We start from the raw sequence: 22,623 nt of genomic DNA on the forward strand, positions 1-22,623 counted from the left end.
ACATGTCATTCCTCGCAAGCCCAGCCATCATCGGTGTGTTCGGCGCGGTCATCGCGCTCGTGCTGATCGCGCTCGTCATCATCAAGCGCTACCGCATCGCCAAGCCCGACGAGGCCATCATCGTGACGGGGGGCAAGGGCAAGGAGGTCGTCGACGCTCTGGGCAACAAGGGCCGGGACCTCTCGGGCCAGAAGGTCGTGACCGGCGGCGGCGTCTTCGTCGTGCCCTTCGTGCAGAAGTCCTTCACGATCTCGCTCCGCTCGCGCCGGCTCTCGATCACCACGGAGGCGCAGACCACCGACGGCATCACCATGCAGGCGCAGGCCGTCGCGGTGGTCAAGGTCGGCGGCACGCAGGAGATGATCCGCGCGGCCGCCCAGCGATTCCTCTCGAACTCCGACGAGATCGACGAGTCGACGCAGGAGGTGCTCTCCGGCTCCCTCCGTTCGATCATCGGCGGCCTCACCGTGCTGCAGATCATCCGCGACCGCGCGGTCGTCGCCCAGAGCGTGCTCGAGGCCGCCGAAGAGGCGCTGACCAAGCAGGGCCTCGTGGTCGATACACTCCAGATCCAGGAGATCCGCGACGGCGCCGACTACATCGCCAACATCGGCCGACCCGAGGCCGCAAAGGTGCGCCAGGCGGCCGACATCGCAGAGACCAACGCCTACCAGGCCTCGCAGGAGGCGAAGATCTCGGCCGAGAAGGTGCTGCTCGACCGCAACCGCGAGCTGAAGCTGCGCCAGGCCGAGATCCAGGCCGAGACCGACAAGGCCAACGCGCAGGCGCAGGCCGCCGACCCCCTCGAGCAGGCGATCCAGCAGCAGGCGATCGTCGAGCAGCAGCAGATCACCGCGCAGAAGGAGGTCGCGCTCCGCACCGAGAAGCTGAACGCCGACGTGCGCGCCGTCGCCGAGGCCGAGGCGTATCGCGTCGAGGCGCTCGCCAAGGCGGAGGCCGCCGCAGCCGTCTCGGCTGCAGAGGGCCGTGCGAAGGCGGTGGAGCGCGAGGGTCTCGCGAGCCGCGCCGCTCGTATCGCCGCCTCCGAGGCGCTCGAGGCCGAGGGCCGCGCCGAGGCCGCAGCGCTCGAAGCGAAGGGCACCGCCGAGGCGACCGCGATCGACGCTCGGGCCCGCGCGCTCGAGACCCAGTCGCAGGCCGTGCTCGCGCAGGAGCTCATCCACCTGCTGCCCGAGATCGCGGCGGAGTACTCGCGTGCCATCGGCGCGATCGACCACATGACCGTGGTCTCGGCCGACGGCACCTCGAAGGTGGCCGGCGAGGCGATGGGCAACATCAAGGGCCTGCTCGAGATGGCCAAGGACACGGTCGGCATCGACCTCGCCGCGATGCTGAACGGCGTCGCCGGCGGTGCCGCTGCCGGTGCCGCCGCAGGCCGCGCCTCGCGCGACGAATCGGCCGCGCAGCCGCGCCGTGCCGCGCACGCACGCTCGGTCGAGGCGCCCGCGGAGTCCTCGGGGTCCGCGGCGTCCGCGGCTGGCGAAGCGGGATCCGCGGCGTCCGCGGCGGGTCGTGACGCGCGCGTCGCCGGAGTGACCGAGCACCTCGGCTCCGCCGCCGAGCAGACCGCGCACGCCTCGATCGACTCCGCGCAGAACTGGGCCGCTCAGACCGGTGAGCGACTCGCCGGCGAGTCTGGCGCGGCGCAGCCCGGTACTCAGGCGAACGGGGCAGACTCGCAGGCATGAGCGAGTTCTTCCCGGAGCATCGAGCGGTGGGCGCTGCGGCGCCCGCCGCTCAGCTGCGTCCCGAGTCCGTCGTGTTCCGCAGCCACCGGCACGGACGACGGCTCGTGCTGCCCGTGATCGTGCTCTGCGCGGTCGCCGCGGCGGCGGGTTTCTGGGCGGGGGCGCTCCCCGAAGCCTGGATGAACCTGGCCGTCGCCGCGGGCGCCGCGCTCATCGCGCTGCTGCTCGGACTCGGGCCCATCGTGGGCTGGCTCGCCGACCGCATCACCGTGACCACGCGGCGCGTGATCATGCACCGGGGCGTGCTCATCCGTCGGCGCAGCGAGATCCCCCTCAGCCGTATCCGCGAGGTGCGCAGCCGCCGCGGCATCGGCCAGCGCATGATCGGTTCGGGCGACATCGAACTGTTCGTCGGGGCCGAGCCGCCGACCCGCCTGCACGATCTGCCCGCGGTCGAGCGCGCGGTCGATGCGCTGCAGGAGCTCATCGAGGAGAACTACCGTGCCGGGCTCGGCGGCGGTTCTGGTGGCGCTGGCGCTGGCGGTGCCGGTGGCGCCGGTGCCGGTGGCGAGACCGGGCAGGCCCCGTTCGGCTGGTTCGATACGGCGCAGCCGCCTCAGCGCCCGGCCCCGCCCTTCGACCCGACGGCCACGCGGATCCTCCCCGGCCCCTGATCCGGGGCTTGGGCTTGGTTCCGGTTCCGGGCCCGGCTTTGGAGGATGGACCCGGCGTGGGTTCGGTCCGGCGCGGACTCGATCCGGCGTGGGCCCGGTGGGGAACCGGCTGCGGGGCGGCGCCCACTGCCGTGCGCTCGATGATCGACGGTCCCGGGCGGGAGCCGATGATTCGACGCCGCGTCGCCGGCCGGATGCCGTGTCGCCCGTCAGATGCCGCGCCGCCGATTGGACGCCTCGTCGACGGGTGGACGTTGCGCTGCCGATTGGACGCCTCCTCGATGAGTGGACGTTGACTCGACCATTGGGCGTTGAAACGACGAATGGACGCCGAGCTGACGATTGGACGTGGAACCGGCGACCGGCTCGCCGTCCACTTGTCGGGATGGCGTCCGCTGGTGGGCCCGCGAAACGTGATCCCGCGATTCGCGACCGGCGGCTGGCGGGTGATGTCCGGAGGCGCGGTCTACGACCTGGCGTCGATGCGACGACTGGAAGCTGTCCCGTCGGCTGGACGCTGGTGCGACGTTTGGACGCGGAGCCGACGTTTGGACGTCGAACCGGCCATCGGGTGCTGTGCCGACCAATGGACGTCGAATCGGCGATTGGACGTCGAACCAGCGTCCGACTCGCCGTCCGCTTGTCGGGAAAGCGTCCACTGGTGGGAACCGGGGAACCGGGGAACCAGGGAACCAAGGAACCCCACGGAAAACGGGGAACCGAGGAGCGCGGGTGCTCGCGAACCAGCACCCCGCAACCCTGCGGAACCGCGCCCCAGCACTCCCGCGCCGGGCAGATGCTCGGCGGCTCAGCTGGTGCGGGCGATGAGCACGTCGATGAGGTGTCCCGCGAGCTTCACGAGGCGCTCGATCTCGCTCTCGTCGCGATCCACCCAGCGCACCTCGGGTTCGCCGACCGGCACGAAGTTCTCGTGCCGTTCCCACACCATCAGCGTGCGTTCGGCGCCGAGCACGTACTGCTGCCACCAGATCTGCCGCAGGTAGTTGCGGGGGATCGAGCGCCACTCCTTGTTGGTGGTCTTGATCTCGGCCAGCTCGAGCGGCCCGGCCTCCCGCTGCACGAGACCGTCGGGCGTCGCGAGGTGCCGGATGTCGCCGCAGGCGTGGAACAGGGCCTGGCTCGGGGCGATCCCGTATTCGCGCAGCACCCACGCCGCGATCTCGGGCTCGCGCGCCTTGCCGTGCTCCGTGTACGCGTTTCCCGTGAAACGACTGCCGTGCAGCTTCTCGCGGGCGGCGGACTCGATCGAGCGCGGGGTCGAGAGCTTGGCGACGTCGGTCGCGGTGATCCCGCGGGCCCGCGCCCGCATCCACGCCATGCGATCGTTGCCGTCGGTCACGATCCGCTGGTGGTACTCGGGGCTCGAAACAGACATCGCCCGAATTCTCCCATGGAAAGCCGCGCGGCGATTCAGACACTCGGTGCGAGGGGAGCACCGGCTCGCGCACAGCGCACGTCCAGCGGCGGCGGAAACAATGCCAGACATGAGCACAGGGGCAGCGGAGACGAACGGGACCGACATCGCGGAGGCTTCGGGGCGCAAGCTGCGGGCGCTCGTCGTCGATGACGAGGAGTCGATCACGCAGCTCGTCGCGATGGCGCTGCGGTACGAGGGCTGGGAGGTCGAGACCCTCGGCTCGGGCGGCGGCGTGGTCGATACGATCGCGTCGTTCGATCCGGACGTCGCGGTGCTGGACATCATGATGCCGGACGTGGACGGATTGCAGGTGCTCTCGCGTCTGCGCGCGGCCGGGCACATGGTGCCCGTGCTGTTCCTCACCGCGCTCGACTCGGTCGACGACCGGGTGAACGGGCTCACCGCGGGCGGTGACGACTACGTCGTGAAGCCGTTCAGCATCGAGGAACTGATCGCCCGGCTGCGCGGCCTGGTGCGCCGGTCGCAGAACTCGAAGAGCTACAGCGCCGACCCGGTGATCCGCGTCGGCGACCTGTCGCTCAACGAGGAGAGCTACGAGGTGGAGCGCGCGGGCGACCTGATCGAGCTGACGAGCACCGAGTTCGAGCTGCTGCGCTACCTCATGCGCAACCCCAAGCGGGTGCTCTCCAAGGCGCAGATCCTCGACCGCGTGTGGAGCTACGACTTCACGGGCAAGGCCACGGTCGTCGAGCTCTACATCTCGTATCTGCGCAAGAAGATCGACGAGGGACGCGATCCCATGATCCACACGATCCGTGGCGCGGGCTACATCCTCAAGCCGGTGAGCTGATCGGCTCCCATCGGGGCGGGAATGCGCGTGTTGCGCGATCCTGCCCCGATGGGATAGAGTTCTCTTCGGCCAAAGACCGCAGGTAGGGTCCGCAAGGATCCCGGAACGATCGCGAGAGCGAAGACCCGCGCAGGTACGAATCTCCACTTCTTGGTTTCCAGGATTCTGAAGCTCCGTGCGTGCGCGCCGGAGCTTTTCTCGTTTTTCGGCGGTCCGGCCTCTGAGAGCATCCGTTCTCGGAGAAGACATTATTAGGGAGCGCCATGGCTACGAAGGAAGCAACGGTCGCCGATCTTCAGCAGAAGTTTGAAGAGTCGTCCGCCGTCCTGCTGACCGAGTACCGCGGTCTGACGGTTGCTGAGCTGCGCGAGCTGCGCAACAGCATCCGTGAGCACGCGACGTACGCTGTGGCGAAGAACACGCTGACCAAGATTGCGGCCAACGCTGCCGGGGTCACCGCATTCGACGACGAGCTGGCCGGTCCTTCGGCTCTCGCCTTCGTGCACGGTGACACCGTCGCGGTCGCAAAGGCACTGCGTGACTTCGCCAAGGCACACCCTCTTCTGGTGGTGAAGGCTGGCTACTTCGATGGCAAGCCTCTGACCGCCGCTGAGGTAGGCAAGCTCGCCGATCTCGAGAGCCGTGAGGTGCTGCTGGCCAAGGCCGCAGGCGTCATGCAGGCCTCGCTGGTCGGTGCGGCACAGCTGTTCAACGCTCTGCCCGCCAAGGCCGCTCGCGGCTTCGGTGCGCTGCAGGAGAAGCAGGACGCATAAGGATCGGCTCACGCCGATTCGCGACAAACCACAGACCCGCTCTCACTCGCTGAGGGCAAACATCAAGGAGAAACACCATGGCTAAGCTTTCGACTGAAGAGCTGCTCGAGCAGTTCAAGGGCCTCACCCTCATCGAGCTCTCGGACTTCGTGAAGGCCTTCGAGGAGACCTTCGACGTGTCGGCTGCCGCTCCGGTCGCCGTTGCCGCTGCTCCGGCTGCCGGCGCTGCTGAGGCCGTCGAGGAGAAGGACGAGTTCGACGTCGTCCTCGAGTCGGCTGGCGACAAGAAGATCCAGGTCATCAAGGTCGTGCGCGAGCTGACCGGCCTGGGCCTGGGCGAGGCGAAGGCTCTCGTCGAGGAGGCTCCCAAGAACGTGCTCGAGGGCGCGAAGAAGGATGCTGCCGAAGAGGCGAAGGCGAAGCTCGAGGAGGCCGGCGCGGGCGTCAAGCTCGTCTAAGGTCTTTTCGCGCTAACGCGCTATTCAGCAGGGGCGGGGGCCACCTTCGGGTGGGTCCGCCCCTGCTTTTTTGTGTCCCTACCGAAATGTCGGTAGCCCCTGGCATCCTGTTCAGGATCTTGCTACTGTGGCACGCTGGTCGTCGTGGGCCCGGTCTGATCGCACCCCGATCTCGCCGCGACGCGCGACCCCCCCGAAAGAAGGAATCCCGTGGCTCTGCTCCGACTCTCCTGGCAGCACGCGAAGCCGTACTGGCCCGCCATGCTCGCCGTGCTCATCCTCCAACTCCTCTCGACGATCGCGGCGCTCTGGCTGCCCAGCCTCAACGCGCAGATCATCGACACCGGTATCGCCAAGGGCGACATCGGCTACATCTGGACGACCGGCGGCACCATGCTCGCGGTCTGCCTCATGCAGGTCATCACGGCGATCGGCGGCGTCTACTTCGGCGCCCGGGTCTCCATGGCCGCGGGCCGCGACCTGCGCCGCAGCGTCTACCGCAAGGTCGACTCGCTCTCCACGCTCGAGGCCACCCGCTTCGGCGCCGGCACCCTCATCACCCGCGGCACGAACGACGTGCAGCAGGTGCAGATGCTCATCCTCATGACCCTGAACTTCATGGTGACCACGCCGATCATGTGCATCGGCGGCATCATCATGGCGCTGCGCGAGGACGCGGGCATGTCCTGGCTGGTGTGGGTCTCGGTCTCGGCGCTCGCCGTGATCGTGGGCTTCCTCGTGTGGCTGCTGCTCCCGCTGTTCCGCAACATGCAGGCCCGCGTCGACGACATCAACGGCGTGCTGCGCGAGCAGATCATGGGCATCCGCGTGGTCCGCGCGTTCGTGCGTGAGAACTTCGAGTCCGATCGCTACGAGGTCGCGAACCGCAACATCACCCGCATCTCGGTGCAGGTGGGCAACGTGTTCGTGCTCATGTTCCCCGTGATCATGATGATCCTGCACCTCGCCACGGGTGCGGTGCTCTGGTTCGGCGGCCACCGCGTCGACGAGGGATCGATGGAGGTCGGATCGCTCACCGCGTTCATGCAGTACCTCATCCAGATCCTCGTCGCGGTGATGATGGGCGTCTTCATGACGATGATGATCCCGCGCGCGGTCGTCTGCGCCGAGCGCATCCGCGAACTGCTCGATACCCGCTCCGAACTGGAGTTCCCGGCGACCGAGCAGGTGCCGACGCCGACGGTCGGTCGGATCGCGTTCGACGGCGTGACCTTCGGGTTCCCCGGCGCCGAGGTGCCGGTCATCAAGAACGTCAGCTTCGTCGCCGAGCCCGGCAAGACCACGGCCATCATCGGATCGACCGGTTCGGGCAAGACCACGCTGCTCAACCTGATGCTGCGGCTGTTCGACCCGCAGTCCGGCAGCATCACCATCGACGGGCAGCCGGTCTCGGCGCTGACCCGCGGGCAGCTCGCCCGCGCGGTCAGCCTGGTGCCCCAGCGGCCCTACCTGTTCTCGGGCACCATCGGATCGAACCTGCGTTTCGGTAAGGACGATGCGACGGACGCCGAACTCTGGGAGGCGCTGCGCGTCGCCCAGGGCGATGACTTCGTCCGCGAGAAGGAGAAGCAGCTCGACGAGCCGATGGCTCAGGGCGGCACGAGCGTCTCCGGCGGTCAGCGCCAGCGGCTCTCGATCGCCCGCGCCCTCGTCGCCAAGCCGCAGATCTACCTGTTCGACGACTCGTTCTCGGCGCTCGACGTGGCCACCGACGCGCGCCTGCGCGCGGCGCTGCCCGAGGCGATCGAGGGCGCCACGACCATCATCGTGGCGCAGCGCGTCTCGACCATCACCGAGGCCGATCAGATCCTCGTCGTCGAGGACGGCGAGATCGTCGGTCGCGGCACGCACAGCGAGCTCCTCGCCGACAACTCGGTGTACCAGGAGATCGTCCGATCCCAGCTCGAAGAGGCGGAGGCCGTCTGATGGCGGAACGCAAGGCGCGCGGAGCGCGCAAGGATCGCAACGCCGAGCCCTCGGCCGCAGCGGTGATCGAAGCCGAGGTCGCCGAGGAGTTCACTCCCGGCGAGATGGACGGCGACATGTTCGGCGGGGCGCCGGCCAAGAAGGCGAAGCACTTCTGGCCGTCGGCGAAGCGGCTCTTCGGGCTGCTCGCCCCCGAGAAGGGGAAGTTCTCCCTCGTCGTGCTCCTGGTGATCGGCTCGGTCGTCCTGACCGTGATCGCGCCCAAGGTGCTCGGCAAGGCGATGGACGTCATCTTCAACGGCATCATCGGCGCGCAGCTGCCGAAGGGGGCGAGCCTCGAACAGGTGATCGAAGGCGCCAAGGCCTCGGGGAACACCCAGCTCGCCGACATGCTGTCGGGCACCGACGTGGTGCCTGGCCAGGGCATTGACTTCGAGAAGCTCGGCAACCTGATCCTCCTGGTGCTGGGGCTCTACCTGGTGGCGTCGCTGCTCATGTGGCTCCAGGGCTACATCCTGAACAAGCTCGTCATGCGCGTCGTGTTCAAACTGCGTCAAGACATCGAGCACAAGCTGAACCGCCTGCCGCTCAGCTACTTCGACACCGGCCAGCGCGGCGACGTGCTCTCCCGCGTGACCAACGACGTCGACAACATCCAGCAGGCGCTGCAGCAGGCCTTCTCGCAGCTCGTGCAGTCCGCGCTGACGGTCATCGGCATCGCGATCATGATGTTCGCGGTGTCGTGGCAGCTCGCGCTGCTCGCGCTCATCGCGCTGCCGCTCTCCGCGATCATCGCCGGCGTCGTCGGCACCCGGTCGCAGAAGCTGTTCGCGGCGCAGTGGAAGCACACCGGCGCGCTCAACGGCCACATCGAGGAATCGTTCACCGGCCACGAGCTGATCCGCATCTTCAATCGCGACCAGGTCATGATCGAAGAGTTCGACTCGCGCAACCAGTCGCTGTTCAAGGCGGCCTTCGGCGCGCAGTTCGTGTCGGGCACGATCATGCCCGCCATGCAGTTCGTGTCGTACCTCAGCTACGTGCTCATCGCGGTCGTCGGCGCGCTCCGCGTGACCGCCGGCCAGATGTCGCTGGGCGACGTGACCGCGTTCATCCAGTACTCGCGGGAGTTCTCGCAGCCCATCGGCGAGATGGCGGGCATGGCCAACATGCTGCAGTCCGGCGTCGCGTCGGCCGAGCGCACCTTCGAGCTGCTGGACGCCGACGAGCAGGAGCCCGAGACCGCGAACGAGCACCTGCCCGCGCGCACCGACGGACACGTCGAGTTCGAGCGGGTGTCGTTCAGCTACGATCCCGAGTCGAGCCTCATCGAGGACCTCTCGTTCGAGGCGCGGCCGGGGCACACCGTCGCGATCGTCGGACCCACCGGTGCGGGCAAGACCACGCTCGTCAACCTGGTGATGCGGTTCTACGAGCTGAACAGCGGGCGCATCCTGCTCGACGGCGTCGACGTGACCCAGCTGTCGCGCGCCGAGCTGCGCAGCCACATCGGCATGGTGCTGCAGGACGCCTGGCTGTTCGGTGGAACCATCCGCGAGAACATCCGCTACGGCCGCCTCGACGCGACCGACGACGAAGTGATCGAGGCCGCCAAGGCGACCATGGTCGACCGTTTCGTGCGTCAGCTGCCCGAGGGGTACGACACGGTGCTCGAGGAGAACGCGACCTCGCTGTCGGCGGGCGAGCGCCAGCTGCTCACCATCGCGCGCGCGTTCATCGCGAACCCGTCGCTGCTGATCCTCGACGAGGCGACGTCCTCCGTCGACACCCGCACCGAGGTGCTGGTGCAGCAGGCGATGCGGGCGCTGCGGGCCGACCGCACCTCGTTCGTCATCGCTCACCGCCTCTCGACGATCCGCGACGCCGACACCATCCTCATGATGGAGCACGGCCGCATCGTCGAGCAGGGCTCCCACACCGAACTGCTCGCGCAGCGCGGGGCGTACTACGCGCTGTACCAGTCGCAGTTCGCCGGCGAAGATGCAGAAGAGCAGGCCGAGACGAAGGCCGCCGTCGAGACCGGGGCCGTCGACCTGTCGGCGGTCGCCGCCTCCGATGCCGGCACCGCCTCGACCTCGGACGAGGCTGCGGCTCCCGTTGCCGGCGCCGCGAGCAACGCATCGGCCGACGACGCGGGGGAGACCCCGCGCGCCTAGACCGGGCCCCGGGGCGACCGAGACTGGTACTCGGTCGCCCCGGAATCCGGTAGACTCTTCAAGGCCCCCCACGTGGCGGTATCTCGACGAACTCCCCCAGGACGGAAACGGAGCAAGGGTAGTCGGGCTCTACCGGGTGCGTGGGGGGTCTTTTGCGTCCCGGCACTCAGCTCGCCCGCGCCGTTCAGCTCGCCCGTGCCGTTCAGGTCGTTCGGACCGTTCAGGTCGTTCGGACCGTTCAGGTCGTTCGGACCGTTCAGGTCGTTCGGACCGGTCAGGCCGAATTCTCGACCAGGTGCTGGCGCGCGCGTGCGGCGCGCACCCCACCGTTGGACGCCTGAGCGACCAGTGGACGGCGAGTCGGTCGCCGATTCGACGTCCGGTCGCCGCTTCGGCGTCCAGTCGCCGATTCGACGTCCGGTCGCCGATTCGACGTCCAGTCGTCGGTTGCGCGTCCAGGCGTCAGGTGAGCGTCCAGTCGTCGGCTCGGCGTCCGACCGTTGGCCCGCCGAACCGTCCAGCGCGCACCGTCCAGAGCGAACCGTCCAGAGCGAACCGTCCAGCGCGCACCGTCCAGCGCGCACCGTCCAGCGCGCGAACGCTCAGCGTACGAACGCTCAGAACGCGACGGATCCGAACGCGGCGGGATCCAGGAACCCGTCCTCCCGGGCGCGCCAGGCGAGTTCGAGTTTCGAGCGGGCGGGCCGGCCCTGGGCGTCGTACTTCAGTTTGATCCGCTTCAGGTACTTGCGCGCGGTGTCCTCGCGCACGCCGAGGCGATCCGCGACCGAGGCCAGCGGTCGACCCGCTGCGTAGAGCTCGAGCAGCCGCGCCTCCTGGCCGGAGAGCTTCGGCGCCGGATCCGCGTCAATGACGGCCTGCGCCCGCGCGGTGATCGCCGCGGACCCGGCGAGCACCCGGACGACCGCGCGGAGGAGCTCCGATTCCGGGTCCTGCTTCGAGACGATGCCGTCGACGCCGGCGCTCGTGATCCGCCTGATCAGGTGCCGGGATTCGAGCGCCGAGAGGATCACCACCCGCATCCCCGCGGCGCGGAACGCCGCGATCGCGGCCAGATCGTATTCCGCACCCGAACCCGCTGCGGGGTCGACGACCAGCAGGTGGGGCCAGGCCGAACGCTCCGCGCCGCGCATCTGCGCGACGAGTTCGGCGACCGAGGCGAACGAGCCGACCGATCGCACCGCGGGCAGCGTCCCCAGCAGCTCCGCCGCTCGATACCGTTGCAGCACGTGCGGCTCCACCACGGCGACGCGTCTCGCCTGCTCAGTTCCCCTGGGTAGCATCCGGAATCCCCCTCCGATGACGCCGCCGATCATGCACGGCGGCGGAAGGGCCCGCGGTGCGCCAGGTGGCGGCCCTGCGAAACATCCCTCACCGAGGGAGAGTCGAACCTGGGCGAAAAGTGTCGCGGCTCCCCGCGTCCCGCGTCCCGCGTCCCGCGTCACGCCCCACCACCCGGGCTCCGCGGCCCGCGCGGGACGGGATCAGAGCTCGGAGAGCTCGAAGGTCTGCTCCTCGGGGTCCGGGCCCCACGGGCCGAAGATCGGCGCGTCGGGGTCGTCGACGGTCGCGTACGTCTCGACCGGGCTTCCGCGGAACGCTCCGTCGCAGGCTCGGAACGTGAACATGTAGAAGCCGCCGGACTGCATGCGGAGCCGTCGGACGGCGGATCCGGTCGTGTCCAGCGGGACCGACGCCACCTGCCCGGCCATCGACTGCAGGCAGACGGTGCCGCTCGGCGCGCCCTGGAACTGGAGCACGAGCCCGGTCGTCTTCGCCTCCGAGATGTCCATGGCCGGAGTCCCCTCGAATCCGCGGACCGCGACCGGGAGCAGCGTGTAGCGGCCGACGACGGAGGCGGAACGCTGATCTCCCGCGTACGCCCAGACCGAGTATTCGGTGGAGCCCGCGGTCGCGCTGAAGGCGCGCAGGTCGAAGGACCAGCCGCCGGACGGATCCACGGGCGTCGAGTACTGCTTCCCGGCGATCGAGACCGCGATCTGGGCGCCCGGAGAGGTGCGTCCCGCGATGACGGGCGCGAAGTATCCCGTGGAATCCGCGGGAGTCCGGAGCCCCGGCGCAAGCGCCGGCGTCTCCGTCTGTGGTCCCGGGCCGGTGTCCGGACGCGGACGCTGCGGCTCCGGTTCCTCCGGTTGCGGCCAACCGTCGACGAGGGGGAGCTCGGGGATCGAACTGTCGGTGTTGTGCCGACCCGTGCGAATCTCGGACGGCGGTGTCGGGGTCCCGGGTCGGGGGAACTGCTCCGTGTCGGAGTCCTCCGTGCCGTCCTGGACGGCGATGCGGGGAGGCGCCGGATCCCGCGCTTCGGAGACCTCCGTCGCCGAGGTCCGTTCAGTCGATGAGGTCCCGGGCGCCGAACCGCGACCGCCAGCATCCGAGGCGCCGCCGCCCAGCACGGAACCCGTCACCAGAGCGACGGCGATGGCGGTCCCGCAGGCCGCGATGCCGAGCCCGCCGAGCATGGTGGTGCCCGCGGGGCCGAGCTGGGACGCGACGCCGAGCAGCAGCGCGGCCCCGCCCGCGGCGGCCGGCGCCACCAGGGGAGAGGCCGCGGGCAGCGTCGAGCCCAGCGCCGCGAAGCCGGCTGTGGAGAGCGTCGCACGCTGGAGCGTCGATGCCGAGCTCCGGAGATCCCCCAGTAGTTCGGCGCAGACGGCGCAGACGGCGATGTGGGCCTCGGCGGCGACGCGCTCCGCTGCCGCGAGGTTCCCGATGACGTATCCGGGCAGCAGCTCCGCACGGTGCGCGGTATCGGCGCGGAGGGCATCGGGGACCTGCCGGATGAGCCAGTGGTTCAGCAGCCCGGCGCGGGCGCGGCGGTGCAGGGAGGACACCGCGTTCGGGCGGATGCGCAGCTCGGCCGCGATCCGGGGACGCGGCACCTCATCGACCTCCGACAGCCAGAGCACCCGCTGCCACCGTTCGGGGAGCGCGCGGAACGCGGCCAGGACCTCCGCCGCGTCGGCCTCCCTCGAGACGATGCTCAGGCCGTCGTCCGCGTGGGCGGGTTCCGCATCGGGGAGCACCGGGAAGCGTTCCATCTCGCGCCCCCAGCGCGCGGCGGTGTTCCGGATCACGGTGAACAGGTAGGCGCGGAACGCCTCGGTGGGCCCGGCGTCCGTGGTGGTGACCTGCCGGTAGACCGCGAGGAACGACTCCGAGACGAGGTCCTCCGCGCGGTCGCGGTCGATGCGGCGGGCCAGCCGGAGCGCGGCGCCGATGTGGCGCGACCAGAGCGCCTCGTAGGCCCGCGCGTCGCCGCCCCGCAACCGCAGCAGCAGTTCGGCGTCGCTCGGCGTCTCCGGTGCGTTCAGCGTCCCCGGTGCAGCGTCATCGATGCGTTCCATCAGTCCCCCCGGACCCGCGTCGCGCCGGCCCGGATGGGTCGCGGCGCTGTTCGAAAACGGTCGTTTCTCTCAGGAGAGTACGGGATCGAGGAAAAGTGTCGCGAGATTCGGAAAAAATCTTCCGGACCGCGGGCTCCGAAGGCTCGGAGCCCCGTCGGGCCGTCGGAGCCCGTCCGATCAGGACATGGACACCCCGTGCGACAGTTCGGCGAACGCGCGCCGGGCGAGCCGCGCGGGTTCGCCCGCCGCGCCGTCGGGATCCCGGTCTCCCGCGGCCCAGTGCTCGAGCCCGAGCCGGATCGCGTCCGTGGCCGCGGCCGCGAGCAGTCGTACCTGGAACGGGTCGGAGTCGGGGCCCTCGAGCTCGGCCACGATGGTGCGCAGGCGCGTCTCCGAATCGTGGTTGACCCGGTGCCAGACGGCGCGCAGCGCCGGATCCTCGGCCATGGCGCGCAGCAGGCCGCGGGTCCAGCGCAGGCCCTCCCGCTCCGCGGTGTCGGCGGGGACCAGCAGGCGGTCGATGATCGCGGGGATCGCCTCGCGCGGATCGCCGGGCCGGGACGCCGCGAGCGCGTCCTGCCAGGAGGCGGCCCCGATGCCGAGCAGGGGCGCGACCGCGTCCTCCTTCGTGGGGAAGTAGCGGTAGAAGGTGCGCAGCGAGACGCCCGCGGCGTCCGCGATGCTCTCCGCGGTGACCCGGTTCGCGCCGTGCTCGGCGAAGCGCGAAGCGGCCGCTCGGGCGATCGCGAGGCGGGTGTCCGCCTTGCGGCGATCGGTGAGTGACAGTGCGGATTCCACGGTTCGAAGCGTACGGGAATTCCGACGGGCCCGCGCATGTTGTCAATGATGGCACGACGTGCCAAGCTGGCATGACATGCACTGAATCTGAACGCTTGAAAGGTCGAATCATGAACCGTTACGAAGGTCGCCGCGCACTCGTCACCGGCGGTGGATCAGGGATCGGGCAGGCCACCGTGCTGCGCATGCTCGCCGAGGGCGGCACGGTCGTCGCGGCGGATGTCAGCGAGGCGGGCCTCGCCGACACGGTCGCGAAGGCGGGGGAGGCCGCCGGGCGGCTGCACACCGTCATCGTCAACATCGCCGATGAGGCCTCGGTCCGGGCCGGGGTCGCCACCGCGGTCGAGCACCTGGGCGGTCTCGACGTCCTCGTCAACGCGGCGGGCATCCTGCGCTCCTCGCACACCCACGAGACCTCCCTCGAATCGTTCGAGCAGGTCATCCGGGTCAACCTCGTCGGCACCTTCCTCATGATCCGCGAGGCGATCCCCGCGCTCCTCGAGGGCAACGGCTCCGCGGTCGTGAACTTCAGCTCGACGTCGGCGATGTTCGCGCACCCCTACATGGCGGCCTACGCCGCGAGCAAGGGCGGCGTGCAGTCGATGACTCACGCGCTCGCCGCCGAGTACGCGAAGCAGGGGATCCGCTTCACCGCCGTGCAGCCCGGATCCATCTCGTCGGGCATGACCGACGGCTCGGGCGCGAGCAAGCAGAGCCAGGGTCCGGGCCTCCCGGAGGACGCGGACATGATGCTCTTCATGAAGCTGCAGCCGGCGCTCGGCCAGGGCTTCGCCGGACCCGAGACCGTGGCCGGCGTCGTGGCGATGCTCGCGAGCGACGACGGTAGGTTCATCACCGGCACGGAGGTGCGGATCGACGGCGGAACCCACTTCTGATTCCCCGGGGCCGGGAGTAGGGTGGCCTCAGCTTCCGGCCCGCAGGCGTCGCCGATCCCGGTGCCCGGAGCCTCAGAGACGGAGGACCCGCGATGAGCGGAGGACGACTGCGAGCCCACAACCTCGCGATCTCGCTCGACGGCTTCGGCACCGGGGCGGATCAGCGCCTCGAGTCCCCGTTCGGGCACGCGGGCACGCGCCTGATGGAGTGGTTCTTCCCGACGGCGACCTTCCAGGGGCTGACGGGGACGCGCGAGCGACAGGCGGTCGATCCGGCCACCGAGCCCGACGACGCGTACGCGCGGCGGGCCTGGGACGGGATCGGCGCCGAGATCATGGGCGCGAACAAGTTCGGCCCGCCCGGCTGGCAGGACGATCCCGAGTGGCGCGGCTGGTGGGGCGATGAGCCGCCCTTCCACACCCCGGTGATCGTGATGACGCATCGCGAGCTGCCGTCGCTCGAAGTGGGGGAGACCACCTTCCACTTCCGCAGCGGATCCCCCGAGGAGGTGCTCGCGGAGGCGCGGGACCTCGCGGGCGGACTCGACGTCCGCCTCGGCGGCGGCCCGTCGTCGACCCGTTCCTTCCTCGCTGCGGGCCTCGTCGATCTGCTCCACGTGGCGCAGGTGCCGATCCTGCTGGGACGTGGCGAGCGGCTGTGGGATGGGCTCGAAGGTCTGGAGCAGGGGTACCGGATCGAATCGGAGACGACGCCGAGCGGGGTCACCCACATCGTGTTCACGCGGGACTGAGCGCGCCGCGGTCGGCGCTCACGGGACCGCGTCGAGCGGTGCCGTGAGCAGCTCCTCGATGCGCTGCCGCATGATTCCCGCCATGTCCACCGAGCTCGGGTCGAGCAGCCACTGCAGCTGGAGGCCGTCCATGAGCGCGGTGAGCTCCGCCGCAGCTGCATCGGGATCGACTCGATCGCCGAGCAGGCCGGCCGCCCGGGTGCCGCGGAGGGCGCGGGCGGTCTCGGTGCGGATCCGCTCGTAGCGCCGCACGAAGTAGTCGTGAGCCGGGTGGTCGGGGGCCGCGGCCTCCGCCGAGAGCACTGCGTAGAGGGCGATGATGCCGGGGACTTCGGCGTTGCGCCGTGCGAGGTCGACCATGCCGCGCAGCACGCCGAGCCCGTCGGCGCGGGGGGAGCCGTTGCGGCGGAATCGCTCCCGATCCTCGCGGTCGCGCGTCTCGAGCACGGCCTCCATCAGGGATTCCTTGGTGGGGAAGTGGTGCGAGAGGCCCGCGCGGGTGAGCTCGCAGGCCTGCGCGATCTCGAGCATCGTGGCGCTGTTGTAGCCGACGCGGCCGAACAGCTCGGTCGCCGCGGCGATGATCCGGTCGCGTCGTGCGCGACCGGTCGCGTAGCCCCGTTCGGTCGTCATCGAACCTCCGTCGCGGTGGGGTGGTGGCGCTTCGAGCCTAGGGGGCCGATGCGCCTGCGCGGGCCCGTGCGGCCGCGTTCTCAAAACCTACACCTGTGCAGGTTTTTGTGCTAGCGTGCGAGTGTTCGCGAGCCGGAGCGGCGATCCGATCCGGATCCCGGGGTCCCGAAACCTCGCGAACCAGCTACCCGAAGGACAGACAATGACGTCTCAGCCACCCGGCGCACCCGAAGAGGTGCGCACCCCGACCACCGCCACCACGTTCGTCGCGACCGCCTCGGGCGAGGACGATCCACCGGCCCCGCTCAAGGGGGTCCGTCGGCTCCTCGCCTGGATCATTCCGGCGAACTTCGCCATCTTCGTCATCTGGGGCGCCGTGCCCGGCGTGCTGCTGCAGGCGCAGATGATGCGCCTGTTCCCCGACGAGCAGGAGCAGGTCGCGAACATCGCGATCGTCGCGGCGATCGGATCGGCGTTCGCCCTGATCGCGCAGCCCGCGGCGGGTCAGATCTCGGACCGCACCCGCTCCAAGTGGGGCCGGCGCGCACCGTGGATCATCGCGGGTGCGGTGGGCGGCGGCGCGGCGCTCATCGCGCTGGGCCTCATGAACTCCCTCGTCGGCGTGATCGTCGCCTGGTGCCTCGTGCAGATCTGCTACAACTTCGCGCAGGGGCCGCTCTCGGCGATCCTGCCCGATCGCGTGCCCATCGCGCGCCGCGGCACCTTCGCCTCGCTCTCGGGCATCGGCCTCATGCTGGGCGCCCTCGGCGGGCAGAGCATCGGGTCGCAGCTCGTCGGCTCGATCACGCTCGCCTACATCGTGCTCGCCGTCTTCGCGGCCCTCGTGCTGCTCGGCTTCGTGCTCGCGAACCCCGACCGGCCGAGCACCAACTACGTCTCCGAGCCGTTCGACTTCGGCGAGTTCCTGCGCACCTTCTGGGTCAACCCGGTCAAGCACCCCGACTTCTTCTGGGCCTTCACCGGCCGATTGCTGCTCTACACGGGCTACTTCATGGTCACCGGCTTCCAAGTGCTCATCCTGAAGCACCACCTGGGGGTGAAGGATCCGTTCTCCGTGATCCCGCTGCTCGCCGTGCTGGGGCTCGTCGGCACCATCATCGCGACCGTGATCTCGGGCCCGCTGTCAGACCGGGTCGGGCGCCGCAAGCCCTTCGTCTTCGGCTCGTCCATCCTCATGGCCGCCGCGCTCGCACTGCCCTGGATCTGGCCGAGCTATCCGTCGTGGCTCATCATGACCTTCGTGATGGGTTTCGGATTCGGCATGTTCCAAGCGGTCGACACCGCGCTGATCAGCCAGGTGCTGCCGTCGGCGAAGTCGTTCGCGAAGGACCTCGGCGTCATCAACATCGCCGCCACGCTGCCGCAGACCATCGCCCCCGGCGTCGCCGGAGCGATCGTGCTCGCGCTCGGCTACGGCGGCCTCTTCCCGATCGGAATCATCCTTTCGGTACTCGGCGCGATCTGCGTCTGGTTCATCAAGTCCAGCAAGTAAGGAGCAGCAGAATGACGACACCCGAGAACGAGACCCGGTTCCCCTACCAGGACGCCTCGCTGCCCGTGGAGCAGCGGGTCGAGGATCTGCTCGCGCGCATGGAGCTCGCCGACAAGGCCGGCATGCTCTTCCACACGATGGTCGGCTACGGCGACCCCGGCGAGGGCAACTCGGCCTTCGGGATCCCCTCGGCGGAGTCGATGGTGCGCAAGCGCCGCATGACCCACTTCAACCTGCTCGGCGCCGCACCCGACGGACGCGAGTTCGCGGCCTGGCACAACGCGCTGCAGCGCGTGGCGCTCGACACCGGGCTCGGGATCCCGATCACCTTCTCGACCGATCCGCGGCACGCGTTCAGCGACAACCCGCTGACCTCGATGATGGCCGGCCCGTTCTCGCAGTGGCCCGAGACCCTCGGCTTCGCCGCGCTCGGATCGCCGGACCGCCTCGAGCGCTTCGCCGACATCGCACGGCAGGAATACCTCGCGGTCGGCCTGCGCGTCGCACTGCACCCGCAGATCGACCTGGCCACCGAGCCGCGCTGGTCGCGCATCAGCGGCACCTTCGGCGAGGACGCGGATCTCACCTCCCGCCTCGTCGTCGGCTACATCCGCGGACTGCAGGGCGAGGAGCTCGGCACGGAGTCGGTTGCGGCGATGGTGAAGCACTTCCCGGGCGGCGGCCCGCAGCTCGACGGCGAGGATCCGCACTTCTCGTGGGGCCGCGAGCAGGTGTACCCGGGCGGGGCGCAGGAGTACCACCTGCAGCCGTTCATCGCGGCGATCGACGCCGGCGCGACGCAGATGATGCCCTACTACGGCATGCCCGTCGGCACCGACTGGGAGGAGGTCGGCTTCGGGTTCAATACGGGGGTGCTCACCGACCTGCTGCGCGACCGCCTCGGCTTCGAAGGGATCGTCTGCACCGACTGGGGCCTGCTGACCGACGTGCAGATCTTCGGCGCGGACATGCCGGCACGGGCCTGGGGTATCGAGCATCTGTCGCGCCCCGAACGCATGCTGAAGGCGATCGACGCGGGCGTCGACCAGTTCGGTGGCGAGCTCTGCACCGAGGTGCTGATCGATCTCGTGCGCGAGGGCCGCGTCGCCGAGGAGCGCATCGACGCCTCCGTGCGCCGCCTGCTGCGCGAGAAGTTCCGCATGGGCCTCTTCGACTCGCCCTTCGTCGACGAGGATCACGCCGAGGCGATCGTCGGCCGGGCCGACTTCGTCGAGGAGGGGCTCGCGACCCAGAGCGACTCGCTCACCCTGCTGACCAACACCGACGGGATCCTCCCGCTGCAGCGCGGGATCCGCGTCTACGCTGAGGGCGTCGCGCCCGAGGCGCTCGCCGCCTGGGCGACCGCCGTCGAGACGCCCGAGGAGGCGGGCGTCGCGGTCCTGCGCGTGAAGGCCCCCTACGAGGAGCGCGACCGCGGCGGGTTCTCGGCCCTGTTCCATTCGGGATCCCTCGAGTTCCCCGCGGAGGAGCATGCCCGTCTCACCGCGATCGCCGAGACCGTGCCGACCGTGCTCGACGTCTACCTCGACCGCCCCGCCGTGCTCGGCGGCCTCGAGGAGTCGGCGCGCGCCGTGCTCGTCGACTACGGCGCCCGCGACGAGGCCGTGCTCGCGGTGCTGTTCGGCGACCGCGGCCCGCAGGGCGCCCTGCCCTTCGACCTGCCGCGCTCCGACGCCGCGGTCATCGCGAGCCGCTCCGACGTCGCGTTCGACACCGAGAACCCGACCTTCCGGTTCGGGCACGGCCTGCGGTACTGAGGCCGTGGGCGGAGCACGGGGAACGCGGGGGCCCGGGCGAGGCAGCGGGCGCGGATCCCGTACACTCGCCTGGTGACCCTCGCGACCTGGCTCTCCCTGTTGACCGCCACCGTCGTGATCAGCCTCACGCCCGGAGCCGGCGCCATCAACACGATGTCGAACTCGATGCTCGTGGGATGGCGCCGCTCGGGCTGGGGCGTGCTCGGTCAGCAGCTCGCGCTCGTCGTGCACGTGATCATCGTCGCGGCGGGCGTCGGCCTGCTCGTCTCGCGCTCGCCGCTGATCTTCTCGGCGATCCGCTACGCGGGCGCGGCCTACCTCGTGTTCCTCGGGATCCGGCTGATCCTCGCGAAGCCGACCGTCGCGGACGACGAGGACGAGGACGCGACCGCCGGGGCGACGATCACCCGCGGCGAGTCGGCGTGGTCGATCGTGCGGCGCGGGTTCTGGGTGAACCTGCTGAATCCCAAGGCGATCGTCTTCTTCCTGGCGTTCATCCCGCAGTTCATCCGGCTCGACCTCCCGCAGCTGCCGCAGTACCTGCTGCTGGCCGTGACGGTGATCGGCGTCGACGTCGTGGTGATGTGGGGCGTCTTCGCGACGGCCGCGCGCCCCTTCGCGAAGGTCGTGCGCAATCCGCGGGGGCAGCGCGCCCTCAACTCGGTGTTCGGCGGCCTGTTCATCGGGGTCGCCGCGCTGCTGCTGTTCGTGCACTGAACGGGCCGATCGCGCCGGTCGGATCGACACGCTGAGCGGGCCGAGGAGCGGGGGATCCGGCCCGGTGGCCGGGAGCGATCGGCTCAGCCGGCGGGAGTCGCGACCCGGCCGTGCGACCACGCGTTCGCGCCGTCGCGCCGGTATTCGATGCGCGGGTGCTTGCGATCGTGCTGCGCCTGCATGAACTCGTACTCGCTCGGCACGAGCGCGTAGCGCTGCCAATCGGGATTGGGGGAGCCCGTGTAGCTCGGGCGGTCGGCCCAGTCGCGCTGCGAGATCGTCTCGTCGAGCGCGACGACCGTACCCGTGACGCGGACCTGGCGGCCGGACGCGCGCCAGAAGAACAGCATGGACGCCTGCGGATGCGCGTCGAGCTCAGCGCCCTTGCGCGAGCTGCGGTGCGTCGAGAAGTGGAACCCGGCTTCGTCGATGTCCTTGACGATGAGCGTTCGTCCCACCGGAACCCCGTCGGTGCGGACCGTGATGAATGTCATCGCGTGCGGCTGCCGCTCGCCGCTATCGATCGCGGCTCCCAGCCAGTCGCGGAACAGCTCCTCGGGGTCGTCGGGCAGCTGCGCCGGATCGAGCGTCGGCAGCTCGTCTGGGAAAGCGGGAAGCGTGCGGAGGACGGGCTCGAGATCGCTCATGCGGCCCATGCTACGCCGGGTCGCCGACTGGTCCGGCGGGCGGGTACCGCTCGGTGAACGGGCGTGGCGCCGACCGATGGACGCCGTCCTGACGATCGGATGCGAAGCCGACGGTCGGACGCTGTCTCGACGTTCGGACGCGAAGCCGACGGCTGGACGCCGTCCCGACCATCGGACGCCAAAGCGGCGGTCGGCTCGCCGTCCACTCATCGGGAAGGCATCCACTCGTGGGGAGCAGGATCGGGAGCGGGGCCCGTGACCGGGTCGGGATCGAGCCGGGAGTGGAATCCGGACCCGGCCCGCCCGGAGCCCCGTCGCCGGCCCGAGGGCTCAGAGCAGGTGGCCGCCGCCCGTGACGCGCATGCGGGTCACGAGGTTCTTGACGTCCTGCGCGTGCGCCTTCGACGTGACGAGCAGCACATCGGCCGTGTCGACGACGACGACGTCCTCGACGCCGACGAGGGCCACCAGGCGGTCGCTCTCGGAGACGACGATGCCGCTCGACGCATCGGACAGCACCTGCGCGCCGTCGCCGAGCACGGCGAGGTCGCTGCCGCGGCCGCGGGTCAGCAGGTTCGCGACCGACGCGAAGTCCCCGACGTCGTCCCACTCGAAGTGCGCCGCGACGCAGACCATCTTGCCCGCCGCCGCAGCGGGCTCCGCGACGGTGTAGTCGATCGCGATCTTGGGCAGGCCGTGCCACAGGCGCTCGCGCACGCTGGCCGCCTGATCGGTGCCCCACGCGGCCGCGATCTCGCGCAGCGAGCGCACGAGGTCGGGCTCGGCGAGCGCCATCTGATCGAGCAGGACCGTCGCCCGGGCGATGAACATGCCGGCGTTCCAGAGGAAGCCGCCGTGCTCGACGTAGTCGCGCGCCGTCTGCTCGTCGGGCTTCTCGACGAAGGAGGTGACGTCGTAGACGTCGAAGGGGGCGAGGTCGCCGCGGGCGGCGCCGCTCTCGATGTAGCCGAAGCCGGTCGCCGGGTGCGAGGGGTGGATGCCGATGGTGGCGATGTGCCCCTGGTCGGCCGCCTGCACGGCGGTGCGGATGGCGCGCTCGAAGAGCACGTTGCCGCGGATCACGTGGTCGGCGGCGAAGGATCCGAGGATCGCGTCGGGATCGCGCAGCTCGAGGATCGCGGCGGCGAGGCCGATCGCGGCTGAGGAATCCTTCGGCTCGCTCTCGGTCACGAGGTTCTCGACGAGCAGCTCGGGCAGCTGCGCCTCGACCGATTCGCGGTGCGCGCTGCCGGTGACGACCATGATGCGATCGGCCGGAGCGATGGGGGTGAGGCGGTCCCAGGTGGCCCGCAGCAGCGAGTCGCCGCTTCCCGTGAGGTCGAGCAGGAACTTCGGCGCGTTGGCGCGCGAGAGCGGCCAGAGGCGGGAGCCGACGCCGCCGGCGGGGATCACGCAGGTGAGGCGCTCGATCGCGGGGACGGTGCGCGCATCGACGGGGGAGGGATCGGTCATGCCTCAAGACTAACGACCCGCGCCTCGACGCACCGTGGAT

General features: G+C 70.1%; 19 protein-coding genes and 1 other RNA gene. 13 read left to right on the forward strand and 7 right to left on the reverse strand.

Annotation, left to right across the window (positions count from 1 at the left end; translation table 11 throughout):
* Positions 1–2 precede the first annotated feature (2 nt).
* Positions 3–1,709, forward strand: a complete 1,707-nt coding sequence (locus ABD169_RS03810) for an SPFH domain-containing protein (RefSeq protein WP_344029529.1) — start codon at positions 3–5, stop codon at positions 1,707–1,709.
* Complete coding sequence (locus ABD169_RS03815) at positions 1,706–2,383, forward strand: PH domain-containing protein (RefSeq protein WP_344029532.1); 678 nt, start codon at positions 1,706–1,708, stop codon at positions 2,381–2,383. The genes ABD169_RS03810 and ABD169_RS03815 overlap by 4 nt, the downstream gene beginning before the upstream one ends.
* 808 nt (positions 2,384–3,191) lie before the next feature.
* On the opposite strand, the gene ABD169_RS03820 is transcribed toward ABD169_RS03815, so the two are convergent.
* Complete coding sequence (locus ABD169_RS03820; RefSeq protein ID WP_344029535.1) at positions 3,192–3,779, reverse strand: YqaJ viral recombinase family protein; 588 nt, start codon at positions 3,777–3,779, stop codon at positions 3,192–3,194.
* Between the two features lie 109 nt (positions 3,780–3,888).
* On the opposite strand from ABD169_RS03820, the gene ABD169_RS03825 reads away from it, so the two are divergent.
* The 6 genes from ABD169_RS03825 to ffs all read left to right on the forward strand — a co-directional run bounded on the left by ABD169_RS03825 (position 3,889) and on the right by ffs (position 10,143).
* On the forward strand, positions 3,889–4,632 hold the full coding sequence (locus ABD169_RS03825) for a response regulator transcription factor (protein WP_344029537.1): 744 nt from the start codon (positions 3,889–3,891) through the stop codon (positions 4,630–4,632).
* 263 nt (positions 4,633–4,895) lie between these two features.
* Positions 4,896–5,405 (forward strand): 50S ribosomal protein L10, encoded by a 510-nt coding sequence (gene rplJ / locus ABD169_RS03830; protein ID WP_046454234.1) that lies wholly within the window; start codon positions 4,896–4,898, stop codon positions 5,403–5,405.
* Between the two features lie 77 nt (positions 5,406–5,482).
* Complete coding sequence (gene rplL / locus ABD169_RS03835) at positions 5,483–5,863, forward strand: 50S ribosomal protein L7/L12 (RefSeq protein WP_046454235.1); 381 nt, start codon at positions 5,483–5,485, stop codon at positions 5,861–5,863.
* A 261-nt stretch (positions 5,864–6,124) separates the two neighbouring features.
* Positions 6,125–7,810: an ABC transporter ATP-binding protein gene (locus ABD169_RS03840; RefSeq protein ID WP_425560960.1), complete on the forward strand. Its 1,686-nt coding sequence runs from the start codon at positions 6,125–6,127 to the stop codon at positions 7,808–7,810.
* The gene (locus tag ABD169_RS03845; RefSeq protein ID WP_425560943.1) at positions 7,810–9,987 is read left to right on the forward strand and encodes an ABC transporter ATP-binding protein; all 2,178 of its coding nucleotides are present in this window, start codon (positions 7,810–7,812) and stop codon (positions 9,985–9,987) included. The genes ABD169_RS03840 and ABD169_RS03845 overlap by 1 nt, the downstream gene beginning before the upstream one ends.
* 59 nt (positions 9,988–10,046) lie before the next feature.
* An RNA gene (gene ffs, locus ABD169_RS03850) (signal recognition particle sRNA small type) lies at positions 10,047–10,143 on the forward strand.
* A gap of 461 nt (positions 10,144–10,604) precedes the next feature.
* Here ffs and ABD169_RS03855 read toward each other — a convergent pair.
* The 3 genes from ABD169_RS03855 to ABD169_RS03865 all read right to left on the reverse strand — a co-directional run bounded on the left by ABD169_RS03855 (position 10,605) and on the right by ABD169_RS03865 (position 14,174).
* On the reverse strand, positions 10,605–11,252 hold the full coding sequence (locus ABD169_RS03855) for a DNA-binding response regulator (protein ID WP_344029548.1): 648 nt from the start codon (positions 11,250–11,252) through the stop codon (positions 10,605–10,607).
* A gap of 240 nt (positions 11,253–11,492) precedes the next feature.
* The gene (locus ABD169_RS03860; protein ID WP_344029550.1) at positions 11,493–13,376 is read right to left on the reverse strand and encodes a sigma-70 family RNA polymerase sigma factor; all 1,884 of its coding nucleotides are present in this window, start codon (positions 13,374–13,376) and stop codon (positions 11,493–11,495) included.
* 177 nt (positions 13,377–13,553) lie between these two features.
* Positions 13,554–14,174, reverse strand: coding sequence for a TetR/AcrR family transcriptional regulator (locus tag ABD169_RS03865; RefSeq protein WP_344029552.1), 621 nt, complete (start codon positions 14,172–14,174; stop codon positions 13,554–13,556).
* A 110-nt stretch (positions 14,175–14,284) separates the two neighbouring features.
* On the opposite strand from ABD169_RS03865, the gene ABD169_RS03870 reads away from it, so the two are divergent.
* Positions 14,285–15,070, forward strand: a complete 786-nt coding sequence (locus ABD169_RS03870) for an SDR family NAD(P)-dependent oxidoreductase (RefSeq protein WP_344029555.1) — start codon at positions 14,285–14,287, stop codon at positions 15,068–15,070.
* Positions 15,071–15,162: 92 nt separating this feature from the next.
* Positions 15,163–15,822 (forward strand): dihydrofolate reductase family protein, encoded by a 660-nt coding sequence (locus tag ABD169_RS03875; protein ID WP_344029558.1) that lies wholly within the window; start codon positions 15,163–15,165, stop codon positions 15,820–15,822.
* Between the two features lie 18 nt (positions 15,823–15,840).
* Here the strand turns inward: ABD169_RS03875 and ABD169_RS03880 are convergent, their stop codons facing one another.
* Entirely contained in the window at positions 15,841–16,455 is a 615-nt protein-coding gene (locus ABD169_RS03880) for a TetR/AcrR family transcriptional regulator (protein WP_344029561.1), read from the reverse strand.
* Between the two features lie 202 nt (positions 16,456–16,657).
* On the opposite strand from ABD169_RS03880, the gene ABD169_RS03885 reads away from it, so the two are divergent.
* From ABD169_RS03885 to ABD169_RS03895, 3 genes are all read left to right on the forward strand, one after another.
* The gene (locus ABD169_RS03885) at positions 16,658–17,968 is read left to right on the forward strand and encodes an MFS transporter (RefSeq protein ID WP_344029564.1); all 1,311 of its coding nucleotides are present in this window, start codon (positions 16,658–16,660) and stop codon (positions 17,966–17,968) included.
* A gap of 11 nt (positions 17,969–17,979) precedes the next feature.
* Positions 17,980–19,746: a glycoside hydrolase family 3 protein gene (locus ABD169_RS03890; protein ID WP_344029566.1), complete on the forward strand. Its 1,767-nt coding sequence runs from the start codon at positions 17,980–17,982 to the stop codon at positions 19,744–19,746.
* A gap of 72 nt (positions 19,747–19,818) precedes the next feature.
* Positions 19,819–20,463 (forward strand): LysE family transporter, encoded by a 645-nt coding sequence (locus ABD169_RS03895; protein WP_046454245.1) that lies wholly within the window; start codon positions 19,819–19,821, stop codon positions 20,461–20,463.
* Positions 20,464–20,546: 83 nt separating this feature from the next.
* On the opposite strand, the gene ABD169_RS03900 is transcribed toward ABD169_RS03895, so the two are convergent.
* Positions 20,547–21,110 carry a pyridoxine/pyridoxamine 5'-phosphate oxidase gene (locus ABD169_RS03900; protein ID WP_344029570.1) on the reverse strand — a complete coding sequence of 188 codons (564 nt, stop codon included), beginning with the start codon at positions 21,108–21,110 and terminating at the stop codon, positions 20,547–20,549.
* 330 nt (positions 21,111–21,440) lie between these two features.
* On the reverse strand, positions 21,441–22,583 hold the full coding sequence (locus ABD169_RS03905) for a mannose-1-phosphate guanylyltransferase (protein WP_344029573.1): 1,143 nt from the start codon (positions 22,581–22,583) through the stop codon (positions 21,441–21,443).
* Positions 22,584–22,623: the final 40 nt, after the last annotated feature.

It is taken from the genome of Leucobacter iarius, assembly GCF_039530105.1.
GTDB lineage: Bacteria > Actinomycetota > Actinomycetes > Actinomycetales > Microbacteriaceae > Leucobacter > Leucobacter iarius.

Bases quoted from the DNA above. Each gene is read 5' to 3' on its own strand.
- ABD169_RS03810 (WP_344029529.1), top strand. From the start codon at position 3: ATGTCATTCCTCGCAAGCCCAGCCATCATCGGTGTGTTCGGCGCGGTC.
- ABD169_RS03815 (WP_344029532.1), top strand. From the start codon at position 1,706: ATGAGCGAGTTCTTCCCGGAGCATCGAGCGGTGGGCGCTGCGGCGCCC.
- ABD169_RS03820 (WP_344029535.1), bottom strand. From the start codon at position 3,779: ATGTCTGTTTCGAGCCCCGAGTACCACCAGCGGATCGTGACCGACGGC.
- ABD169_RS03825 (WP_344029537.1), top strand. From the start codon at position 3,889: ATGAGCACAGGGGCAGCGGAGACGAACGGGACCGACATCGCGGAGGCT.
- rplJ (WP_046454234.1), top strand. From the start codon at position 4,896: ATGGCTACGAAGGAAGCAACGGTCGCCGATCTTCAGCAGAAGTTTGAA.
- rplL (WP_046454235.1), top strand. From the start codon at position 5,483: ATGGCTAAGCTTTCGACTGAAGAGCTGCTCGAGCAGTTCAAGGGCCTC.
- ABD169_RS03840 (WP_425560960.1), top strand. From the start codon at position 6,125: ATGCTCGCCGTGCTCATCCTCCAACTCCTCTCGACGATCGCGGCGCTC.
- ABD169_RS03845 (WP_425560943.1), top strand. From the start codon at position 7,810: ATGGCGGAACGCAAGGCGCGCGGAGCGCGCAAGGATCGCAACGCCGAG.
- ABD169_RS03860 (WP_344029550.1), bottom strand. From the start codon at position 13,376: ATGGAACGCATCGATGACGCTGCACCGGGGACGCTGAACGCACCGGAG.
- ABD169_RS03870 (WP_344029555.1), top strand. From the start codon at position 14,285: ATGAACCGTTACGAAGGTCGCCGCGCACTCGTCACCGGCGGTGGATCA.
- ABD169_RS03875 (WP_344029558.1), top strand. From the start codon at position 15,163: ATGAGCGGAGGACGACTGCGAGCCCACAACCTCGCGATCTCGCTCGAC.
- ABD169_RS03880 (WP_344029561.1), bottom strand. From the start codon at position 16,455: ATGACGACCGAACGGGGCTACGCGACCGGTCGCGCACGACGCGACCGG.
- ABD169_RS03885 (WP_344029564.1), top strand. From the start codon at position 16,658: ATGACGTCTCAGCCACCCGGCGCACCCGAAGAGGTGCGCACCCCGACC.
- ABD169_RS03890 (WP_344029566.1), top strand. From the start codon at position 17,980: ATGACGACACCCGAGAACGAGACCCGGTTCCCCTACCAGGACGCCTCG.
- ABD169_RS03900 (WP_344029570.1), bottom strand. From the start codon at position 21,110: ATGAGCGATCTCGAGCCCGTCCTCCGCACGCTTCCCGCTTTCCCAGAC.
- ABD169_RS03905 (WP_344029573.1), bottom strand. From the start codon at position 22,583: ATGACCGATCCCTCCCCCGTCGATGCGCGCACCGTCCCCGCGATCGAG.